Origin of the sequence: Phaeobacter sp. B1627, from assembly GCF_006265095.1 — a bacterium.
GTDB lineage: Bacteria > Pseudomonadota > Alphaproteobacteria > Rhodobacterales > Rhodobacteraceae > Epibacterium.
Genome location: NZ_VCNK01000025.1, coordinates 1 through 20,875, shown reverse-complemented (window position 1 = coordinate 20,875; position 20,875 = coordinate 1). Strand labels below are relative to the sequence as shown.

The 20,875-nt window shown below is 60.1% G+C and carries 20 protein-coding genes; 8 read left to right on the top strand and 12 right to left on the bottom strand.

What is annotated here, in order from left to right; genetic code table 11:
- The first annotated feature begins 59 nt into the window (after window positions 1-59).
- From FGE21_RS14040 to FGE21_RS14025, 4 genes are all read left to right on the top strand, one after another.
- Complete coding sequence (locus tag FGE21_RS14040; protein WP_139663934.1) at window positions 60-710, top strand: carbonic anhydrase; 651 nt, start codon at window positions 60-62, stop codon at window positions 708-710.
- Window positions 711-1,020: 310 nt separating this feature from the next.
- Window positions 1,021-2,043 (top strand): aspartate-semialdehyde dehydrogenase, encoded by a 1,023-nt coding sequence (locus FGE21_RS14035; RefSeq protein WP_139663933.1) that lies wholly within the window; start codon window positions 1,021-1,023, stop codon window positions 2,041-2,043.
- A 112-nt stretch (window positions 2,044-2,155) separates the two neighbouring features.
- Window positions 2,156-3,787: a DUF4139 domain-containing protein gene (locus tag FGE21_RS14030; protein ID WP_139663932.1), complete on the top strand. Its 1,632-nt coding sequence runs from the start codon at window positions 2,156-2,158 to the stop codon at window positions 3,785-3,787.
- A gap of 129 nt (window positions 3,788-3,916) precedes the next feature.
- Window positions 3,917-4,246 (top strand): hypothetical protein, encoded by a 330-nt coding sequence (locus FGE21_RS14025; protein WP_139663931.1) that lies wholly within the window; start codon window positions 3,917-3,919, stop codon window positions 4,244-4,246.
- Window positions 4,247-4,361: 115 nt separating this feature from the next.
- Here the strand turns inward: FGE21_RS14025 and FGE21_RS14020 are convergent, their stop codons facing one another.
- The 7 genes from FGE21_RS14020 to FGE21_RS13990 form a co-directional block, all read right to left on the bottom strand.
- The gene (locus FGE21_RS14020; RefSeq protein ID WP_139663930.1) at window positions 4,362-5,135 is read right to left on the bottom strand and encodes an HpcH/HpaI aldolase/citrate lyase family protein; all 774 of its coding nucleotides are present in this window, start codon (window positions 5,133-5,135) and stop codon (window positions 4,362-4,364) included.
- A gap of 9 nt (window positions 5,136-5,144) precedes the next feature.
- Complete coding sequence (gene hpaH / locus FGE21_RS14015; RefSeq protein WP_139663929.1) at window positions 5,145-5,951, bottom strand: 2-oxo-hept-4-ene-1,7-dioate hydratase; 807 nt, start codon at window positions 5,949-5,951, stop codon at window positions 5,145-5,147.
- On the bottom strand, window positions 5,948-6,805 hold the full coding sequence (locus FGE21_RS14010; RefSeq protein WP_139663928.1) for a fumarylacetoacetate hydrolase family protein: 858 nt from the start codon (window positions 6,803-6,805) through the stop codon (window positions 5,948-5,950). The genes hpaH and FGE21_RS14010 overlap by 4 nt, the downstream gene beginning before the upstream one ends.
- Entirely contained in the window at window positions 6,805-8,217 is a 1,413-nt protein-coding gene (locus tag FGE21_RS14005) for a pyridoxal-dependent decarboxylase (RefSeq protein WP_139663927.1), read from the bottom strand. Before FGE21_RS14005 ends, FGE21_RS14010 begins: the two co-directional genes overlap by 1 nt.
- A 92-nt stretch (window positions 8,218-8,309) precedes the next feature.
- On the bottom strand, window positions 8,310-9,290 hold the full coding sequence (hpaD, locus tag FGE21_RS14000) for a 3,4-dihydroxyphenylacetate 2,3-dioxygenase (protein WP_139663926.1): 981 nt from the start codon (window positions 9,288-9,290) through the stop codon (window positions 8,310-8,312).
- Window positions 9,291-9,389: 99 nt separating this feature from the next.
- Complete coding sequence (gene hpaE, locus FGE21_RS13995) at window positions 9,390-10,901, bottom strand: 5-carboxymethyl-2-hydroxymuconate semialdehyde dehydrogenase (RefSeq protein WP_139663925.1); 1,512 nt, start codon at window positions 10,899-10,901, stop codon at window positions 9,390-9,392.
- Complete coding sequence (locus FGE21_RS13990) at window positions 10,898-11,293, bottom strand: 5-carboxymethyl-2-hydroxymuconate Delta-isomerase (RefSeq protein ID WP_139663924.1); 396 nt, start codon at window positions 11,291-11,293, stop codon at window positions 10,898-10,900. Before FGE21_RS13990 ends, hpaE begins: the two co-directional genes overlap by 4 nt.
- Before the next feature lie 129 nt (window positions 11,294-11,422).
- On the opposite strand from FGE21_RS13990, the gene hpaR reads away from it, so the two are divergent.
- Window positions 11,423-11,857, top strand: coding sequence for a homoprotocatechuate degradation operon regulator HpaR (gene hpaR, locus FGE21_RS13985; protein WP_139663923.1), 435 nt, complete (start codon window positions 11,423-11,425; stop codon window positions 11,855-11,857).
- On the opposite strand, the gene FGE21_RS13980 is transcribed toward hpaR, so the two are convergent.
- Window positions 11,854-13,128 carry a glycerate kinase gene (locus FGE21_RS13980; RefSeq protein WP_139663922.1) on the bottom strand — a complete coding sequence of 425 codons (1,275 nt, stop codon included), beginning with the start codon at window positions 13,126-13,128 and terminating at the stop codon, window positions 11,854-11,856. The two genes, hpaR and FGE21_RS13980, sit on opposite strands and share 4 nt — an antisense overlap.
- Before the next feature lie 189 nt (window positions 13,129-13,317).
- Between FGE21_RS13980 and FGE21_RS13975 the strand changes: the two genes are divergently transcribed.
- Window positions 13,318-14,148, top strand: coding sequence for a bifunctional allantoicase/(S)-ureidoglycine aminohydrolase (locus FGE21_RS13975; RefSeq protein WP_139663921.1), 831 nt, complete (start codon window positions 13,318-13,320; stop codon window positions 14,146-14,148).
- 89 nt (window positions 14,149-14,237) lie between these two features.
- On the opposite strand, the gene FGE21_RS13970 is transcribed toward FGE21_RS13975, so the two are convergent.
- The 3 genes from FGE21_RS13970 to puuE form a co-directional block, all read right to left on the bottom strand.
- The gene (locus tag FGE21_RS13970) at window positions 14,238-15,650 is read right to left on the bottom strand and encodes a uracil-xanthine permease family protein (protein WP_139663920.1); all 1,413 of its coding nucleotides are present in this window, start codon (window positions 15,648-15,650) and stop codon (window positions 14,238-14,240) included.
- Between the two features lie 77 nt (window positions 15,651-15,727).
- Entirely contained in the window at window positions 15,728-16,222 is a 495-nt protein-coding gene (locus tag FGE21_RS13965; RefSeq protein WP_139663919.1) for an ureidoglycolate lyase, read from the bottom strand.
- Window positions 16,219-17,634: an allantoinase PuuE gene (gene puuE / locus FGE21_RS13960; protein ID WP_139663918.1), complete on the bottom strand. Its 1,416-nt coding sequence runs from the start codon at window positions 17,632-17,634 to the stop codon at window positions 16,219-16,221. Before puuE ends, FGE21_RS13965 begins: the two co-directional genes overlap by 4 nt.
- 207 nt (window positions 17,635-17,841) lie before the next feature.
- Between puuE and uraH the strand changes: the two genes are divergently transcribed.
- Window positions 17,842-18,198: a hydroxyisourate hydrolase gene (gene uraH / locus FGE21_RS13955; protein ID WP_139663917.1), complete on the top strand. Its 357-nt coding sequence runs from the start codon at window positions 17,842-17,844 to the stop codon at window positions 18,196-18,198.
- Between the two features lie 6 nt (window positions 18,199-18,204).
- On the opposite strand, the gene FGE21_RS13950 is transcribed toward uraH, so the two are convergent.
- Window positions 18,205-19,116: a LysR family transcriptional regulator gene (locus FGE21_RS13950; protein ID WP_139663916.1), complete on the bottom strand. Its 912-nt coding sequence runs from the start codon at window positions 19,114-19,116 to the stop codon at window positions 18,205-18,207.
- Window positions 19,117-19,243: 127 nt separating this feature from the next.
- Between FGE21_RS13950 and FGE21_RS13945 the strand changes: the two genes are divergently transcribed.
- The gene (locus FGE21_RS13945; protein ID WP_370285711.1) at window positions 19,244-20,479 is read left to right on the top strand and encodes a urate hydroxylase PuuD; all 1,236 of its coding nucleotides are present in this window, start codon (window positions 19,244-19,246) and stop codon (window positions 20,477-20,479) included.
- Window positions 20,480-20,875 lie beyond the last annotated feature (396 nt).

Sequence of the window (20,875 nt, the reverse complement as noted above, 5' to 3'; positions counted from 1 at the left end):
GAATTTGGTATGAATTGGGGCTATCAAGCCAGTCAGTCGATCAACCGAGGTGTATGCAAATGGACTACGCTAAACCCCTGCCGAGCTATCTGGTAACGCGCTATCATGGGTGGAAAGCCACATCCTACCAGGAAAACCAGGGCTGGTATCGGCGTCTGGCCAAAGAAGGTCAGCGCCCGCGTGCGATGGTGATTTCATGCTGCGACAGTCGCGTGCATGTGACCTCGATATTTGGTGCAGACCAGGGCGAGTTCTTTATCCACCGCAATATCGCCAATCTGGTGCCGCCCTATGCGCCCGACGGTGACCACCACGGGACCTCCGCCACGGTGGAGTATGCGGTGACGGTATTGAAAGTTGCGCATCTCATCGTGCTGGGGCACTCGCAATGTGGCGGGGTTCAGGGCTGCATTGACATGTGCAAAGGCCATGCGCCGGCGCTGGAAGAGAAAACCAGTTTCGTCGGGCGCTGGATGGATATTCTGAAACCGCGCTTTGCCGAGGTGGAAAATATCGAAGACGAGCATGAGCAGGCGCGCCAGTTCGAGCGCCAGGCGGTTGTGGCCTCACTGGAAAACCTGATGACGTTCCCGTTTGTGGGCGATGCGGTAACGGCGGGCGAGCTGAGCTTGCACGGTCTGTGGACCGACATCGGCGAGGGCGGGCTGGAATGCTATGATCCAAAGAGCAACGGATTTGCTCCGGTGTGATTGCGTGAGTATCTGAACGCGTCCTCTTTCCAATCGTTTCTCGCTAAACTTGCAGAGGTTTCTGCATCTGAGTTTGTCCCTGGACGGCATCAGACATACCTGCGGTCGCCGCGCGCAGAGACCTGCCGGACTCTTTGAGTAGGGCGCGCGGCGGCCGAAAACGGCGCTCAGAAGAGCGTTTTGGGGAAAACAAGCGGTACAAATCGACGATAATGCACATTTCGCGCCGAATGGCGGCTTTCAAACCGGGTGCATAGGCTATATCACACCGCAGCCGGTCATGAGGCCGGCCTATATTGGAGAATTTATCATGGGTTATCGCGTCGTTGTCGCCGGCGCCACGGGCAACGTGGGCCGTGAAATGCTGAATATTCTGGCGGAACGCCAGTTTCCAGTGGATGAGATTGCCGTTCTGGCCTCTCGCAGATCGCTGGGAACAGAGGTCACATTTGGCGACAAGACGTTGAAGACCCAGGATCTCGACACGTTCGATTTCGCCGGTTGGGATATGGCCTTGTTCGCCATCGGGTCCGATGCGACCAAAACCTATGCGCCGAAGGCTGCAAAGGCGGGATGCGTTGTGATCGATAACTCCTCGCTTTACCGGTATGACCCTGACGTGCCTCTGATCGTTCCGGAGGTGAACCCGCAGGCCGTGCATGGGTTTGCCAAGAAGAACATCATAGCCAACCCGAACTGTTCGACCGCCCAGATGGTCGTGGCGCTGAAGCCGCTGCATGACCGGGCCAAGATCAAGCGCGTTGTCGTCTCGACCTATCAGTCCGTGTCGGGCGCTGGCAAAGAAGGCATGGACGAGCTGTGGGATCAGACCAAAGCGGTCTACAATCCTACGACGGATGTACCGCCGAACAAGTTCCAAAAGCAGATCGCGTTCAATGTGATCCCGCATATCGACGTGTTCATGGACGATGGTTCCACCAAAGAAGAGTGGAAGATGGTCGCGGAAACCAAGAAGATCATCGACCCTTCGATCAAGCTGACCGCGACCTGTGTGCGGGTGCCGGTCTTTGTGGGGCACTCCGAGGCGATCAACATCGAGTTCGAGGACTTCCTCGATGAGGATGAGGCCCGCGACATTCTGCGGGAAAGCCCGGGCATCATGGTCATCGACAAACGCGAGGCCGGTGGCTACGTCACGCCGGTGGAATGCGTCGGCGACTTTGCCACTTTCATCAGCCGCGTCCGTCAGGATTCGACAATCGACAACGGGCTGAACCTGTGGTGTGTCAGCGACAACCTGCGCAAGGGCGCAGCGCTGAACGCGGTACAGATCGCCGAGCTGCTTGGCCGCGAAGTCTTGAAAAAAGGCTGACGCGCCAATCGGCTGAAATCGGAAAGAGAGGGGCGTCCTGCGGGGCGCCCCTTGCATTTGAGGGTCGCGCACGCCAGCCTCCGGGCAGTGATTGAAACTGCAGGTGAACCCTATGCGCTTTATTTTGTCCCTCTCCGCGACACTGATGGCCTCTGCCGCTTTGGCCGATACATATTCCGTGGCAAGCCGGGTCAGCGCGGTGACGGTATATCCCAGCGAGGCGTTGATAACGCGCAAGGCCGAACTGGAGGTGCCTGCCGGACGTCACCGCATTGTCGTCCGGGGGCTGCCGGATGTGGAACTTGTCAGCATGCTGCAGGTCAACCACCCCGGACTGGAGCGCATGGGGCTGTACCTGCGTCAGGATTTTCCGGTTCATGAGGATCTCGATACGCCTGAACGCGACGCTGCAGAGGCGCGGGTAAACGAGATCGAGGCAGAGATTGCCGCCGTGCGACGCGCGGTTGCCGAGGCGCGTCTGGCCGCAGAGGGTGCCGAGGCCGTTGTCGGCTTTTTGGGCCAGCTCGGCCGCGCCCAGGCGACAGTTTTGCCAACGGCAGAGCAGCTGCAGGATCTGGTCGACACCCTTGCCGAGCAGACGGCTGCGGCGCATGAAACCATACTTCGCTCCGAAGCGGAGAGCGCGGAAATCCAAAGGCAGGTGGAAGATCTGGAGGTGCGGCGTGCGGCGGCTCAGGCCGAACTTGATGCGTTGTCCCAGCAAAACAAGGAACGGATGTATCTGGCCCTTGATGTGGTGGCCGCGACCGATACCAGCGTGCCAATCACCATTTCCTATCCCGCCTATGAGGTGTCATGGTCCCCGTCCTACGAGTTCGATCTGGAAACGGGGGCTGATCCCGTCATTACCTTGCGGCGCGATATCAAGATAACGCAGGGCACAGGCGAGGATTGGACAAACGTGGATCTGCGGGTTTCAACGTCCACCCCGAACCAGAGGATCAGCGGAACGCAGATCTATCCGGAGCTGCGCCGCATCGAGGATCCGGATCAACTGCAGAAATCCACTCAGGATCAGCGGCTCTACACCGCACATGCGACATCGCTCGATGACGCTCCGGTGATGGCGGAAGCCGCCGAAAGCAGGGTTCTTGTGGGGCGCAGCGAGGCGGGCGTGACCTACAGCTTTGCCGAACCTGTCAGTATTCGGTCGACATCCGAGCTGGTGTTCCTGAGCCTGGCGCCTGTCACATTTGCAGCGGAGGTGTCAGCCATTGCCGCTCCGATCCGGGACCAGACGGCCTATCGGGTGGCAAAAATCACGAATGAGACCGGACAGGAGCTGTTGCCCAGCGAGAGCGCCGCGTTCTTCATTGGCGGAGAGCTTGTCGGACGGCAGGGATTTGACGGCTTGATCGCAGAGGCGGAGGGCGAATTGGGCTTCGGTCCCATCGACGGTTTGCGTGTCAGTCGCGTGGTTCTGGAGCAAAGCGAAGGCGAGCGTGGCGTGATCAGCCGCAGCAATCAGCGCAATGCGACGGCAGAAATCGAGGTCGAGAACCTGACACAGGAGGCCTGGGCGCTGCGTATCACCGACCGCGTTCCCTATTCAGAACAGGAAGATCTCCAAGTCACCTGGTCCGCGAGCCCGACGCCGAGCGAGGTGAATGTTGAAAAACAGCGTGGGATACTCGCCTGGGATCTGGACCTACAGCCGGGATCAACCCGTGCAATCACCCTGAACACCCGTCTGGATTGGCCGGATGGCAAGGTGCTGCGCTAGCATCCGCAGCGGCCGTTCGTTTGAAACCGGCACAAACTTTATCGTTGGGCCAAATCCGGAACCTGCGAGCGCCGCATTTTCGCCATTCTGTCAGGTAGTCTGGATCGTGAGTGGAGCGGAGGGTGAACCATGAGCGACAGCGATGTGAAAACAACGACCGACAGCGAAGACCTTGCCTATAGCCAGACACCTTGGGGCTGCGCGCAGATGCGACAGCGACTGGATTCAGAGGCAATGATGATGTTGCGGATCAGTCTGAACGATCCGATGGACAAGGCCGATAGCTGGCCCTCATTGCGGGACCTGTTGCGCGGCAAGGGCTTTGACATGCTGTCCCGCGAGGGACGTTTGCGGCTGGTTGATCTTCAAAGCCGGGTGGAAATCTGCACGTTCGGTCTGCTGGGCCATCCTCGGGTCGAACTTGAAAAACGCTTTGGCGGATATCCGCAAATGCACTGAGGGCGCCCGCTCCGGCGTTGAGCGCGCAAATGCTGTGGCTTGTGATCTGGCTCGGCCGGTGGTGTTTCCCTGCGGCACAGCCCGTTTCACCGCCTGATTTTCCGCTGCGCCCGGATTACTTCTGCTGATCCCATTTTGCGGCCAGGGCACGCGCTGCCTGCGCCAGAAGCAGGATATCAATTCCAACGGCGAGGAACTGTGCGCCCATCTCGGCGTAGGCTGCGGTGGCATCGTCAGTCACACCGAGAATTCCGGGCGCCTTGCCCGCCGCTTTGATCCGTTTGATGGCATCTTTTATCGCCGCGCGCACATCGGGATGGGCAGAGTCCCCCTGATATCCCATATCCGTTGACAGATCTGCGGGCCCGATAAAAATCCCGTCAATGCCATCGACGGCCAATATGGCATCCAGGTTCTCCAGACCCTTGCGATTTTCGACCTGCAACAACAGGCAGATCTGGGCGTCGGCGGTCTGTATGTAATTCGGGACGCTGCCATAGCGTGACGCACGCGCGGCCGTCGCGCCGACGCCGCGGGTTCCCTCTGGCGGGTAGCGACATGCGCGGACCAGCTCGGCGGCCTGTTCGGCGGTCTCGACCATGGGAATGAGCACCGTTTGCGCGCCTGCATCCAGCACCTGCTTGATAATCCATGTCTCGCCGATTGGCACACGCACCACCGCTTCGGTCTGCGAGGATGTCAGCGCCATCAGCTGGTCGCGGATTGAGCGGATATCGTTTGGTGCATGTTCGCCGTCGATCACCAGCCAGTCAAAACCGGCAGTGCCCATGATTTCGGCGGTGACGGCCTCGCCGAAACTTGACCAGCAACCGATCTGGCGAGAGCCATCGGCAAGAGCTTGTTTGAAACGGTTCAGCGGCGCGGCCATGGCGTACCTCTATCCTTGTGCAAATGATATCTCGACGGAGCCAAACGGGCCGAAGTCGGCGTGAATATAGGTGCCCGGCGGACATTCGACGGGCCGGACAAACGATCCGGACAACACGATATCGCCGGGCTCGATCTGTTGTCCATAGTCGGCCATCCGGCGCGCAAGCCAGAGCACAGAGGTGACCGGATCGTCCAGCACCCCGGCGCCAAGACCGGTTTCCTCCACCTCGCCGTTGCGTTTCAGGATCACCCCGGTACGGCGCAGATCCTGCGCTTGGATGGGGTGCCGATCCGCGCCTGTCACGAGACCGGCGTTGGCGGCATTGTCGCTGATGGTGTCGGTGATGATCCGCGATTTCCCGGTTTCCGGATCGCTGCGCAGAATGCGGGTGTCGAGGATCTCCAGTGCCGGGGTCACATAGTCGGTTGCGGCGATGATATCGGCGGCTGTGCAATCTGCTCCGGACAGGGGGGATTTCATCACAAAAGCGATTTCGGCCTCAACCCGTGGCTGGATAAACCGCCCGGCGGGCACGGTGGCGCCACTGGGAAACGCCATATCATCCAGCAGCACGCCGCTGTCGGGAGTGGTGATGTTCAGCGCCTGTTGCATGGCCCGGCTGGTGAGGCCGATTTTCCAGCCGATTTTCCGGCGCCCGTTCGACAGTTTTTGCATCACCAAGGCCTGCTGCACCGCATAGGCGTCATCCAGGGTCATATCGGGATAGGCCAGGGACAACAGACCGCATTGATGGCCTGTTTCCTCCGCCTGAAGAAGCAATTGGGCGGCGTCTTTGTGCTGATCCGGGGTCACATCTCGTCCTTTACCGTGTTGCTCAGGATGCCGATGCCTTCGGCCTCTACTTCGATCACATCGCCGGGCCTGAGAAATCTTGGCGGGTCAAAGCGCGCGCCGGCGCCAGTGGGGGTTCCTGTGATGATGATGTCGCCGGGCACCAGCGTGGTGAAGGTGGAAATATAGGCGATCTGACGGCGGATCGGGAACAGCATGTTGGAGGTGCGGTCATCCTGTCGCAGCTCTCCGTTCACTTTGGTCGTCAGCCGGATGTCATCCAGCTGCGCCGCTGCGGTAAACGGCACCAGCCAGGGGCCGATGGCACCGGAGGCGTCCCAGTTCTTGCCCTGCGTTACATTGAACTTTGCATGCCGGACCCAGTCCCGGATCGTCCCTTCATTGCAAAGGGTCAGCGCCGCGATGTGATCATAGGCCTCTGCCTCTGAAATGCGGCGCCCGCCCTTGCCGATCACGATGGCGATCTCACCCTCATAGTCGAGCTGGTGACTTTCGGGTGGGCGGATCAGGGGACAGTCCGCCCCGGTGAAGCTGCGCGCAAAACGCGGAAACAGGGACATATTGGGCGGGGCGTCCTGACCATCCTTGTACTCTGCATTGCGGTTGGGGAAGTTGACCCCGACGCAGATGATTTTTTCGGGGCGCGGAATGGGGATCTGATAGGTGATCTGCGACAGCGCGTGCGTTGGCGCGCGACCCTGAGCAGCCGTTGCCAGCCGGTGAAGCCCATCGGCCTCGATCACGTCGCGCAGCGTGGGCCAGTCCGGGAAATCTGCCGACAGATTGATCGCTCCGCTATCGGTTATGGCCCCGTAGACCGTGTCGTGACCAGCGGAATAGGTGGCTATGCGCATCAGCTCAGGCTCCTTGCGATGTCGCAAATCACATCATGGGCCATCATCACATCTCCTTCTGTGGTTTCAAATGTGCCCGCCTGAAACCGGATGACCAATTTGCCGTCGACGCGGGTCTGGGTGAGGTAGATCCGGCCGTCGTCGTTGATCCTGTTGACCAGATCGAGATTGAGCGCATCCAGATCCCCGGCGCCCTCCGGCACATACCGGAACGTCCACAGCGACCACATCGGAGGGGTGACACTCTCGAAATCGGGTTCGGCGCACAGCTTGTCGTGAAGCTGTCTGGACCATGCGATGTGGTTGCGGATGCGGTTTCTGAGACCTTCGAGCCCGTAGGTGCGGATCAGGAACCAGATTTTCAACGCGCGAAAGCGGCGACCAAGGGGGACGGACCACTCGGAATAGTTGATGATACCATCGTGACCGTGGGTCTTCAGATACTCCGGGCTGATGGCGAGGGTCCTCACGAGGTCATTGGCGTTTTTCAGAAAATGTGCCGAGCAATCGAACTGCACGCCGAGCCATTTATGAGGGTTGAAGACGATGCTGTCGGCGTCTTCGATACCGGGCCAGTAGTCGCGAAATTCCGGGCAGATCATGGCAGATCCCGCCCAGGCCGCGTCGACATGCGTATAAAGCCCGTGTTTCGCGGCGATGGCGATACAGTCCGCGATCGGATCTGTGGCCCCGGTTCCCGTGCCGCCGACACAGAGAATGACGCCGGCGGGCAAATGGCCCGCGGCCTTGTCGGCAGTGATCGCTGCGTCAAGAGCCGCAGGGTCCATGCCCCGCCAGTCGCCCGCGACGGGGACCCGAATGAGGTTGGCCTGCCCGATACCTGCGACCCAGATGGCGCGATCGACGGACGTATGGACTTCGCTGGAGCAATAGATGCGCAATGTCGGCTGCCCGGCGAGCCCCTGTTGATTGCCCTGCCAGTTCAGAGCGCGTTCGCGCATGGTGAGAACGGCGGCAAGGGTGGCCGAGGAGGCGCTGTCCTGAATGACGCCCTGAAACACCTCTGGCAGGCCCAAAGACTGGCGCAGCCAATCCATCATGCGGGTTTCCATTTCGGTCGCAGCAGGCGAGGTCTGCCACAGCATGCATTGCGGCGCGATGGCGGCGGTCAGGAACTCTGCCAGCACCGAAGGGGCGGCGGCATTGGACGAAAAATAGGCGAAGAAACGTGGATGTTGCCAATGGGTGATACCGGGCATCACGCTCTTTTCAAAATCGGCAAAAATTTCATCCATGCCTTCGCCCTGCTCGGGCGGGGTGCTCGGCAGTGCGTTGAGCATGTCGCCCGGTGCCGTTTGAGCACGCACCGGACGGTCGCCGACCGTCATGTGGTAATCCTGTGCCCAGTCAGCAACCTTTCGACCCCATCCTGCGAATTCGTTCCAGTTCATCCTATGTCTCCTCTTTGCCTCGGTTTTGACGCGGGCGCTTTCGCAGTGAGTGTGCCGCTGATTGAAGATGCGGTGATTTACGGGGCGGTGATTTATGGGGCGATGATTGGCTGTGCGGCGAGATCACTATCGCGAGTCTCGGCTCCTTTGAAACTTGAGCCCTCCTCAAACCAGCTGCGCGGGGCAGGTGCACCCCATAGGGTCTGACGTTGGGGGTCGGCGAGCGACCATTTGATCGGCTCCAGATCCGGGTCAACCGTCTGGTAGTCAGAGCAATAAATTTCAATCCGGTGGCCGTCGGGGTCGCGCACATACAGGAAGAAGGCATTGGAAATTCCATGCCGCCCGGGGCCGCGTTCGATATTGGCGACGTAGCCGGTGGTGGCCATGAGATCGAGCAGGTCGATGATATTGAGCGGTGTCGGCACCCAAAAGGCGGAATGGTGCAGGCGCGGACCTGTGCCATTGGTAAAGGCGATGTCATGCACGCCTCCCTTGCGGTGCATCCAGGCGGCCCAGACCCGGCCGCTGTCTTCATCTTCGGTGTACTCGGTGACGCGAAAACCCAGCTCGCTGTAAAAGGCGATAGCTGCATCCACATCAGCGGAAAACAGATTGAAATGGTCGATCCGGAGCGGCTTTACACCCTTGTAGAGCCTGTATTCCTGATGAATTGGTGGCAGGCGATCCATCTTGACATAAAATTCAAGCGGCACGCCCCATGGGTCACGGGTCCGCAGAACAGGGCCCATGAAGGGACGCTCGATCCATTCCACCGGCAGGCCCTTGGCGGTGAAAAAGGCCTCCGCTTTTTCCAGATCCGGCAGGTCAAACAGTTTGAAGCCGAGGCAGGCCACATCGGCGGTTTTGGCCTGTCGCAGGATCACGCAGTGGTGTCCGCGTTCCTCCATGGCGCGCAGGTAGACGGCGCTGTCATCCTCGAAAGTGACCTGAAGGCCGAGGACGTCGGCATAGAAGGCGCGGGATGCCGCGAGATTGGTAACCTCGTATTCCACGTGGCTGAGGCGCAGGATGTTGAAGGGGGGATAGAGCGTCGGGGCGGGAACGGGCATATCGTGATTCCTCCGGATTGACAGGCCTCCGGGGGTGGTTTCGGGCGAGGGGCTCTGCCCCTCACACTCCCCGAGGTATTTGACAAAAGATGAAGCGGATCAGGCGCCAAGACGGGGGATCTTGTGCTGCCCGGTTGCGAAGCCGATGTGTTTTTGCTCCATGTAGAAGTCGAAGCTCCAGTCGCCGCCGTCGCGGCCAATGCCCGACGCTTTGACACCTCCGAAAGGCGTTGGCAGGTGGCGGACGTTTTCCGAGTTCACCCAGATCATCCCGGCCTCAAGTTGGTGTGAGAATCGCATGGCGCGCGTCACGTCATTGGTCCAGATATAGCCGGTGAGACCGTATGGTGTGTCATTCGCTTTTGCCAAAGCGTCTTCTTCATCCGAAAAGCGGATCATGGTGAGTACGGGGCCGAAGATTTCCTCTTGCGCGATGGCCATGTCGTTGGAGGCGTCGGTGAACAGAGTGGGGTTGACGAACCAGCCCTTGTCACCGTGGCGGCTGCCGCCAGCGGCGATTGTCGCACCTTCGCGTCGGGCGGTATCGAAATAGGACGTCACCTTTTCAAAATGTACCTTGTGGATCAGCGGGCCGATTTCTGTTGTCGAGTCCAGTGGGTGGCCGACACGGATCTTGTTCACGCGCTCGATCAACCGGGCCTCGAACGCATCGGCAACGGTTTCCTGGATCAGAAGGCGCGATGAGGACGTGCAGCGTTCACCATTCAAGGAGTAGATCATGAAGATCGCGGCATCGAGCGCCCGGTCGAGATTTGCGTCGTCAAACACCACCACCGGGTTTTTGCCGCCAAGTTCGAAATGTACCCGTTTCAGCGTCGGAGCGCCCTGGGCCATGATCATGGAGCCTGTTTTGCTTTCTCCGACGAAAGCAATGGCTTTGATATCAGGATGTTCGGTGAGCGCTTTTCCGGCCTCTTCTCCATATCCGTTGACGAGGTTCCATACTCCGGCAGGCAGGCCCGCGTCATGCGCGATCTCGGCCAAAAGATGTGCGGTGAGAGGAGAGAATTCTGCCGGCTTGTGTACTATCGTGCAGCCTGCCGCCAGCGCAGGTGCAATCTTCCAGGTGGACAGCATGAACGGCGTGTTCCAGGGCGTAATGATGCCGACGGGGCCGATTGGCACCCGTGTTGTCACATTCATCAGGGTTGGTGAGGGCAGCATCTGCCCATCGCGGGCACTCAGCGCGCGGTCTCCGAAGAAGCGGAAGTTGTCGGCACCGCGCAGGGCAGCCTTTGACATGAAACGCAGCGCCTGACCGGTGTCCCAGCATTCGCACAGGGCAATTTCCTCGGCACGGTCCACAATGGCATCTGCAATTCGGTGCAGAATCGCCTGTCTGTCGGCGGCGGGCGTATCGCGCCAGGCCGGGAATGCGCCCTTTGCGGCCTTGGCTGCGGCGTCGATATCCGCATCATTGCTGCGGGCGACGGAGCAGATCACGCTTTCATCCACCGGAGATGCGGTTTCGAACGTCCGGCCGGTGACCGAGGGACAGGATTTTCCGTCGATTAGGTTGGAGAGACCGGTGTTTCTGTAGCGGTCGAGTATGGATGCCAGTTTGTCCAGGTTTGAAGCAAGGTCGCTCATGCGGGGGCTCCTGATTGCAGGTGGTCGCGGATGGTGCCGTATTTCGGAGAGAGGTCTGGATCAATGTCACGCATTTCCATCGAAAGCGCGATGGGATGCTCCGCCAGGGCAGGCGCGAGAAAGCCGCGGGCGGCTGCGAAGATCGTCTCGGTGGCGGATCGCCGGATGTCCATTTCCCGCCCCGCGCGCAGGCGAACCGAGATGTCAACATACATGAAATCGGGATTGCCATCGGCCATGCTGACGTGGTCTGCTGCGAAGGCACGCACGCGAACCCCGGGCATCGGGAACACGCCGGTGTCTATGGCGGTCCGGCGCAGCAGGTCGCAGAGCGCGGCAATATCCACGACCTCCGCCAGCCGCGGCGCGTAGTCCAGCGAGATATGGGGCATTCAGGTCCTCCTCCCAAATTGATTAACATGTTATCTTTATGCAACATCCCTGTCAACTCCGGTCGCCTGAAAATACGTGACTTTGCGAAATGATTGCCAAGACAGATATCGCGCGCGATACAGGAAGGCATGACACATGCTTTGCCCTCTACGGACCGTTCCCTTCCCATTGCTCTGCTGCGCGCGCGCGAACGGGTCATGGGGCCCATTCGCAATTTACTGAGTGATGTGGATTTGACAGAGCAGCAATGGCGGGTCCTGCGCGTTGTGCAGGAAAGCGGACCAATTGACCCGACGCAAATCGCGGATCAGGCGTGCCTGCTCTTGCCCAGCCTCACGCGGATCCTTCAAAAACTGGAGGAGAAGGGCCTGATTGACCGGGCCCGCGACGAGGCGGACAGGCGCCGACAGGTCGTCACTCTGACGCGATCCGGCAAGACGGTGATCGAAGAGAACATCGATGCCAGCCTCGAGCTGATCCAGAGAACGCGGGATAAAATGGGCCCCGAGCGTTATGAGGCGCTGTTGGATCTGTTGAACGATCTTTACGAACTGGACATCTAGACGGGGGCAGATGGGCGGCGCAGAAAGACCTGCACGTCCGCGACATTCGTGCCGGTTCCTCCAACCGAGACCAATGCCTGACCGGCCTTGAGCGCGGCATAGCTGTCGTTGTTGGCCAGCAGGGCCTCGGGATCCGCGCCGGAGGCGGCAATGGCGGCCCATGTCTGCGCGGTGACGATGCCGCCGGCTGCATCTGTCGGCCCGTCGCGCCCATCTGTTCCGCCAGACAAAAAGACCCATTCGCCTTTTAGCTCCGCAGCAGCGCGGGCGACGCGCAGCGCGAGTTCCTGATTGCGTCCGCCCTGGCCTGTTCCACGAAGCCGCACGGTGGTCTCGCCGCCAAACAACAGGGCGACGGGGCGATCCGTGGGGGCTGCGCGGGCCAGGGAAACAACACGGTCTGCGGCGTCAGACACATCGCCCGTGAGGTCATAGACGAGGGGCGCGACCTCCCAGCCGAGCGCCGTGGCATGGGCTTTCATCGCGTCGAGGCTGAAGCGATTTGAGCCGATCAGGGTATTGTCTGCTTCCGGGCTGGGCTGGGCGGGGTCGGGCGACATCAGATAGCCTTGAACCGCCGGTGGCAGTTTGTCCCAAAGCGCTTCGCTCTGCAGCAGGTCTCTTGCGTCAGCGCGCGTTCCCAGTGGCGCGACGGTCGGACCCGAGGCGATGGCGCGCAGGTCGTCACCAATCACATCAGACAGGATCAGCGCGGTGACCTTGGCCGGGGATGCTGCATGGCAGAACCCGCCGCCCTTCAGGCGCGAGAGGGATTGACGCACCAGGTTCATGCGATTGATCTCAAGCCCGGACGCCAGCAGGATTTCATTCACGGCCGCCTTGTCGGCGAGCGAAATCCCGGCGGCGGGGGCGACCATCAGCGCGGACCCACCACCGGAAATCAGCACCAGCACCTGATCGTCGGGGGACAGGTTCTCCAGCACTCTCAGCACCTGCTGCCCGGCAGCGGCGCTCGTTTCATCCGGCACTGGATGCGCGCCGGGGACCACCTGCGCACCCGCAACATCACAGAGGTTCTCCGGATTGGTGATGACAAGGGCCGCTGACGGGGGGGCCGGAAGCCGGGTGAGCGCCGCCTGCATCATCGGCACCGCGGCCTTGCCAACTGCAATGACGATCCGGCGCGCGCCTTGGGCAAGGGGAGGCAGGGGATGGAGGTCCAGCTGGTCCCGGACCGCAGCGGAGGGATCTGCACGCGCAATCGCGACGCGAAAGAGGTCGAGGGCGATATCCTGCAAGCTGGTGTTCATGCGCGGTCTTTCGGATGGAGTAGCTGATGTTTCCATATTGGCGACCTGTGCGTGGCGGGGTCAATGGTCCGCAGGGCGGCTGCTTTCAAATAAGACCTTATGATCCTTCCTGCATTTGTGCCGAGATTTCGATTTGCCTTCGAGTGCGGACAGGGTTTGATGGGGGCGGATCTTTCAGAAAGGCGCGCAATGACAAAACCCACATACTATGCCCCGCACGGAGGGCTGCCGCCGCAAACTCAGCTGCTGACCGACAGGGCCATGTTCACTGAGGCCTATGCTGTTATTCCAAAAGGAACCAATAGTGACATTGTGACCAGCTTTCTGCCGTTCTGGGAAAAGGCGCGGTTTTGGGTCATCGCGCGACCAATGTCCGGTTTTGCAGAAACCTTTTCTCACTATATCGCCGAGGTCCAGCCCGGTGGCGGGTCCGACAGGCCAGAAACCGAGACCGGAGTGGAAGCGGTTTTGTTCGTCGTCGAAGGGGCGCTGGCTCTCACCATCGATGGCGTTCCTCATGACATGAGCGAAGGTGGCTACGCCTATCTACCGATGGGGGCGCAATGGCAGTTGGCAAACACCAGAGATCAACCTGTGCGGTTTCATTGGATCCGCAAGGCGTACCAGGAGGTCGACGGGATCGCCTTGCCAGAGGCCTTTGTCACCAACGAGACCTCGGTCCTGCCGACGGAGATGCCGGGGACGGATGGCAAATGGGCAACGACGCGGTTTGTGGATCCGGCCGATCTGCGCCATGATATGCATGTGACGATTGTGACCTTTGAACCCGGCGCGGTCATCCCCTTTGCCGAGACACATGTCATGGAACACGGCCTCTATGTGCTGGAAGGGAAAGCGGTGTATCGGCTCAATCAGGATTGGGTCGAGGTCGAGGCCGGCGACTACATGTGGCTGCGCGCCTTTTGCCCCCAGGCCTGCTATGCGGGTGGACCGGGTAAATTTCGGTATCTGCTGTACAAGGACGTAAACCGGCACATGCCGCTGCATCCCCCGCGCTGAGAGGCGACTTCGGGTTTTGAAAAGGGCCGCACCGGGCGGCCCTTTTGTGCGACATGCCTGTCTATTTATCTGACATGCCTGTCCATGGCCTAGCCCTTGCCCTGACCGGCCATCCCACCGGACACTTCATCGGTTGCTTCTGCCGCAAGATCCTGCGGCAAAAGGAGATTGAGGGCGATGGCCAGAACCGCAGCGGGCAGCAAGCCGCTGGTCAGCAAGATCCGTCCGGTGTCGGGCATATGCTGCAGCGCGCCGGGCTCCAGTTGCAGACCGAGCCCGATTGAGAGCGAGATTGCAAAGATCACCATATTGCGGCGGTTCCAGTTCACATCCGCAAGAATGGAAATCCCGGCTGCGACCACCATGCCGAACATGACAATGACCCCGCCGCCAAGCACTTCGATCGGCACGGTGCGGATGACGGCACCGACCTTGGGCACCAAACCGCAGATAATCAGGAAGATCGCGCCGCAGGTTACCACATGGCGGCTCATGATGCCGGTCATGGCAATCAGGCCGACGTTCTGACTGAAGGAGGTATTGGGCAGCCCGCCAAACAGCCCGGCAACGGCGGAGCCGACGCCATCGGCGAATGTCGCGCCTTCCACTTCCTTGTCGGTGGCCTCGCGTCCGGCGCCGCCCTTGGTGATCCCCGAGACGTCGCCAACGGTTTCAACGGCCGACACAAACGCCATCAGGCAAAAACCGATGATGGCGGCAAAGGAGAACTCAAACCCGTATTTGAACGGCTGTGGCAAGGCAAAGGTTACCGCGCGGTCCCAGGATCCGGTGATGGCCTCCACCGACAGCATGCCCACAAGCAGCGCGTAGATGTAGCCTGCAACAAGACCAAGCAGGACGGCCGAGACCGACAACATCCCCCGGGTGAAGAACTTGAGGCCAACAGTCACCACAATGACAACAAGCGCCGCAGACCAATTCAGGAGCGATCCATATTCGGGCGTGCCGATGGCAGGGACCCCGCCCGCCGCATATTGAATGCCCACTTTGACCAGCGCGAGGCCGATCATCGTCACCACGAGGCCGGTGACCAGCGGCGGCAGGGCAAAGCGGATGCGACCGATGAAGAGGCCGAGGCAGGCGTGAAACAGACCGCCGATCAATACGCCGCCGAAGAGAGCCGCAAGCGCATCCACGCCCTTGCCCGCGACCAGCGGGATCATGATCGGCAAAAAGGCAAAGGAGGTTCCCTGCACGATCGGCAACCGTGCTCCGACCGGACCGATCGATATCGTCTGCAGCAAGGTCGCGACCCCCGCGAACAGCATGGACATCTGGATCAGGTACAGAAGTTCCGGAAAATCAGGCGAGTTTGATCCGAAGCCAAATCCGGCGGCGCCCGCGATGATAATGGCCGGCGTCACGTTTGAGACGAACATGGCCAGAACGTGCTGGATCCCCAGCGGTACGGCCGTGGCGAGCGGGGGCATGTAGTCGGGATCGCGGAGCTGATCCGGAGTCCCTATGGAAGTGTCAGTCATGTTTTCAGTTCCCTGTTGGTATGGGACCTCCCCGACCTCGTTTCTCGGGGGGGATGATCCGGTTTGCTGTCCTGTGATCAGTCTTTGATCGCGGTGACGGTCCATGGATCGTCAAACCAATGTTCTTCGAGATTGGCGCCCGCGCCAATGCGATCTATCACAATGTATTTTCCGGGGGCGCCGAGCGGGGCAAGGACCCCGTGCCAGGTTCCGCGGTGCAGGTTGATGGATTGACCGGGTTGGCTGACAAAGGCCTGAAGCGGGCCGGGCTTGCCCTCTGCGTCAGGAGCGACGATTATCAGCATCGCAACGCCGTCGAGGGGCACAAAGGCCTGGCTGCCCGAGGGGTGCCGCTCGACCAGCTCAACGCTGTAGGGCAGGGCGCGGGCTTCGGCGTCGAACAGGCTGATGCCCGCCCTGCCATCTGCGAAATCGAGCTGCGCCAGATCGTGATGCCGCGCGCATTTGCCCTGGTTGATCATCTTGTCCGGAACCGGTTTGGGCGCAAGAACATCGCCAAAAGGGGCAAAGCGATCGGCCGTCAGCCTGCGGGCCTCCAGAACCCGGCTCATTGCAGCAGATCCGTCAGGCGGATCTGGGCGATGCGTTCGACTTGCTGGCAGGCCTCTGTAAACTCGGTGCTCCGGTCATTTTGGATCCGGCGCTGAAATGCCGTGAGGATCGAGGCCTTGTCATGATCGCGCACCGCGATGATGAAGGGAAAGCCGTGTTTTGCGACATATGCGGCATTGAGCGTCGTGAAGGTCTCGCGTTCTGCATCGGTGAGCATATCTAGCCCGGCGCTGGCCTGCTCTGAGGTGCTCTCGGATGTCAGCCGCCCGGCGGCGGCCAGTTTCCCTGCGAGATCCGGGTGAGCGGTCAGAACGCCGAGGCGCTCGTTTTCTGTCGCGGTTCTGAAAATACGGCACAGGGCGTTGTGTATGCCCGCAGCGCAGTCATGCGCAGGGCCCAGCTCCAGATCAAAGGCACGGTCGGCAATCCAGGGGGAATGCTCGAATATACCGCCGAATGCAGTGACAAAGGCGTCGCGCGACATTTGGCTGGGACGATCCCGGCGGCGATGGGGGTGGGTTTTCGCCCAATGCTGTGCCACGTCGATGCGGCGCGGACACCAGACACCTTCGTGCTGTTGGATGTGGTCGATGAACCGCTTTAACGCTGCGATCTTGCCCGGGCGGCCAATCAGGCGACAATGCAACCCGATGGTCATCATTTTGGGCGCCCCAGCCTGTCCCTCGGCATAAAGCGTATCGAAGGCATCCGTCAGATAGGCTCCGAAATGTTCACCTGTGACCCAGCCGGGGGCGGTGGCGAACCTCATGTCGTTGGCCTCCAGCGTATATGGGATCACCAGCTGATCGCGGCTGCCGACCTCCAGCCAATAGGGCAGGTCGTCATCATATGTATCCGACACATACTCAAAGCCACCTTCCTCTGCCACGAGCCGCACGGTGTTGGCGCTACATCGTCCGGTGTACCAGCCTTTGGGGCGGATTCCGACCACTTCGGTGTGGAGCCGGATGGCCTCTGCGATGGAGGCGCGCTCCTCCTCTTCGGGCATGTCTTTGTGTTCGACCCATTTGAGCCCATGGGAGGCGATCTCCCAATCCGCATCTTTCATCGCCTGAAGCTGTTCAGGGCTGCGGGCAAGGGCCGTGGCGACGCCATATATGGTCAGTGGGATCTCAACATCTGTGAACAGGCGGTGCAGGCGCCAGAAGCCCGCACGTGCGCCGTATTCATAGATCGACTCCATGTTCCAGTGCCGTTGACCGGCCCATTGTGCCGCACCGGGGATGTCGGACAGAAACGCCTCTGAGGCGGCATCGCCGTGTAGGACGCAATTCTCGCCGCCTTCTTCATAGTTCAACACGAACTGGACGGCGATCTTTGCATCATGTGGCCAATGCGGATGCGGCGCGTGCGCCCCAAATCCACGCATGTCTCTGGGATAGCGTGTCACTCTTGAGAACTCCGGAGTCATATGATTGTTTCATGATATACGATGGATGCGACCGCGAGGCTTTACCACAATTTTTGAAAGTGCTGTTTGATGCTTCTGCGTGCATGACGGGCAGCCTGCGCGCAATATGACGATAAATTCAGCTGACAGCTGTCAGGCCCTGCCTGTCAATGGGCTGGACACCATGTCGTACAGGAGACACTATTCATGACCGGATATCTGACCACGCATGTTCTGGATACGGCACGCGGCTGCCCGGCGCAGGGGATCAAGATCGCATTATACCGGGTCAGCGGCAATTCGCATCGCAAGATTGCCGAGGCGGTGACAAACGAAGATGGGCGAACAGACAGCCCGATCCTGCCGCAGGGCGAGTTCAAGCCCGGCACCTATGAGCTGGTGTTCTTTGCTGGAGAGTATCTGCGCGCCAGTGGTCTGGCAGAGGGGGAGCCGCTTTTCCTCGATCAGGTGCCGATCCGGTTCGGGATGAGCGAAGAGGACAGCCATTACCATGTGCCGCTTCTGCTGTCGCCTTTCGGCTATTCCACCTATCGCGGCAGCTAGGCTCGGCTAGGGTTCGTTTGGCAGGGAGGCAAGGATGTGTTCGACCATGAAGTCGAGGAACAGCCGCACCTTCGGATCCTGATGCCGCCTGTGCATGTAGAGACATGCCAACTGAATCGTGGTCGGGGGCTCCTCCGGTAGCACCGGGACCAGGTGACCGCTTGTCAGGTGGTCGGCAACTTCGAACAGGGGTTTCAGGATGATCCCGTGGCCGTCGAGCGCCCATTGCGTGAGCACGTCGCCATGGTCGGATTCAAACGGCCCCGTCACAGCCACCCGGCGCAAGCCCTGTGGCCCTTGCAGCGGCCATTGAAATTCCGGGGCGCCGGGGTAGCGCAGGTTCAGGCAATCATGGGCGTCGGATTTCAACTCATCGCCGGAGGTCGGCATGCCGCGCCGTTCGATATAGGCGGGCGCGGCGCACAGAACGCGGGGGCAGTCGGTGATTTTCCGGATCTTGAGGTTGGAATCTTCCGGCAACCCGAGGAAGAAGGCTGCGTCCAGGCCTTCTGCTGCCAGATCCAGCTTTCGGTCCGACAGGCGAAGCCGGATGTTGATCAGGGGATAGGCCGCCTTGAAGTGCGGCACGGCCGGTGCGATCAGGCGCTGTCCCAACCCCAGAGGCGCCGCGACATAGAGCGTGCCGCGCGGCGTCCGGGTCACATTGGAGATATCCGCTTCGGCCTCCTCAACCGCCTCAAGTATTTTCACGGCGCCCGTGTAGAACAATTGCCCTTGTTCCGTCGGGTTCAGCAGCCGCGTGGTGCGTTGGAAAAGCCGGACTTTGAGGTGCTCCTCCAATTGCGAAATCCGGGAGGACGCCACCGCTGCAGAAATCCGCATGTCCCGAGCGGCTGCAGACATATTTCCGAGTTCATAGACGCGGACGAATGTGCGGATATTGTTCAGATAGGCCATGTGGTCCGGGAGATTGTCAGCTTATGTTTGAAACAGCTTGGAATTTTTCCCCGATACATGAAAATGGACGCGTCGCCTAGGGTCTGGGCAAAAGCACAAGGAGGCCACCGTGGAAGAACTCGTGATCATGTGGGATTGGTTGGCCCTTGCCGTGCGCTGGCTGCATGTCATCACGGCGATGGCCTGGATCGGGTCTTCCTTCTATTTCATTGCTCTCGATCTCGGGCTGAACCGCGATATTTCCGGCCCGGCCGATGGCGAGGAGTGGCAGGTGCATGGCGGTGGCTTCTATCATGTGCAGAAATACCTCGTGGCGCCGGAGCGCATGCCGGAGCATCTGACCTGGTTCAAATGGGAGAGCTATTCCACTTGGCTCTCCGGGGCGGCGCTTTTGATGATCGTCTATTGGGCCGGAGGCGAGCTCTACCTGATCGATGCGGCCAAGGCTGATCTGGCCCTGTGGCAAGGGATTGCGATCTCCGCGATCTCTCTCAGCGTCGGATGGCTGATCTACGACTATTTGTGCAAATCTGCGCTGGGCGCGCGTCCGACGGTGCTGATGGTCTTGCTGTTCGTTTTGCTGGTCGTGATGGGCTGGGCCTACAATCAGGTCTTCACCGGGCGGGCCGTTCTGTTGCACCTCGGTGCGTTCACGGCAACCATCATGACAGCAAACGTGTTCTTCATCATCATGCCGAACCAGCGCATCGTGGTGGCGGATCTGACGGCGGGCCGACGGGCGGATCCAAAATACGGGAAAATCGCCAAGCTGCGGTCAACTCATAACAACTACCTGACCCTGCCGGTGATCTTCCTGATGTTGTCGAACCACTATCCATTGGCATTTGCGACACAGTACAATTGGGTGATTGCGGCATTGGTGTTCCTGATGGGCGTGACGATCCGCCATTACTTCAACACGCGACACGCGCGTGCGGGCAACCCGACCTGGACCTGGCTGGTCACGATCTTGTTGTTCATCGCCATCATGGCGCTGAGCCAGGCCCCGTTGATGCAGGATACTTATGAAGAGTCGGAGGCCCGTGGGCTGACCAGGACCGAGATGGCATTTGCCGCGTCCGATCATTTTGACGACATCATGAATGTTGTGCCCGGACGTTGTGCAATGTGTCACGCACGCGAGCCCTACTACGAAGGCATCCGTCGCGCGCCAAAGAATATCCTGCTCGAAACGCCGGCGGACGTCGCTAAATCCGCGCGGCTGATTTATCTTCAGGCGGGGGTGACCCATGCGATGCCACCCGCGAATGTCACATTTATGGAAGCCGCGGAGCGGTCCTTGATCCGTAAATGGTACGCAGATGGCGCATCAGCTCTGCCGTTCTTCGTGGCGCAACGATAACGGCCTGCAACGCTTCGGTGAGTGTGTTCGCGTCGGGGCGCTGACCTTTCCCGAAGGCCACTCTGGCATTGCTGCCATCCTGCTCTGGCTCTGTGGTTTTGGGCGACTCGGGTGATATCGTTTGATGATCTTGGAGTTCCGGGCGTTGAGTCTGTGGGTAAGTTTGGTTCTGCTGTGGATAAGGGCTGGTTTTGGAGATTTCGGGGTGTTTGAGCCTGGGAAGTTGTCTGGGGTTCCGGGGATGGGTGCGGGTTTTGATGCCGGTGCGTGGGGTGTAAGTTATTGTTTTTGTGACTTTTTGTGAGAAAGTTCACATTTCCTGTGCGTTTTTTGAATTTTGGGGTTGCGGGTTTGGGTGGGTATCCGTAGACAGCCCCTCACCGGCGGCGCTGAGGC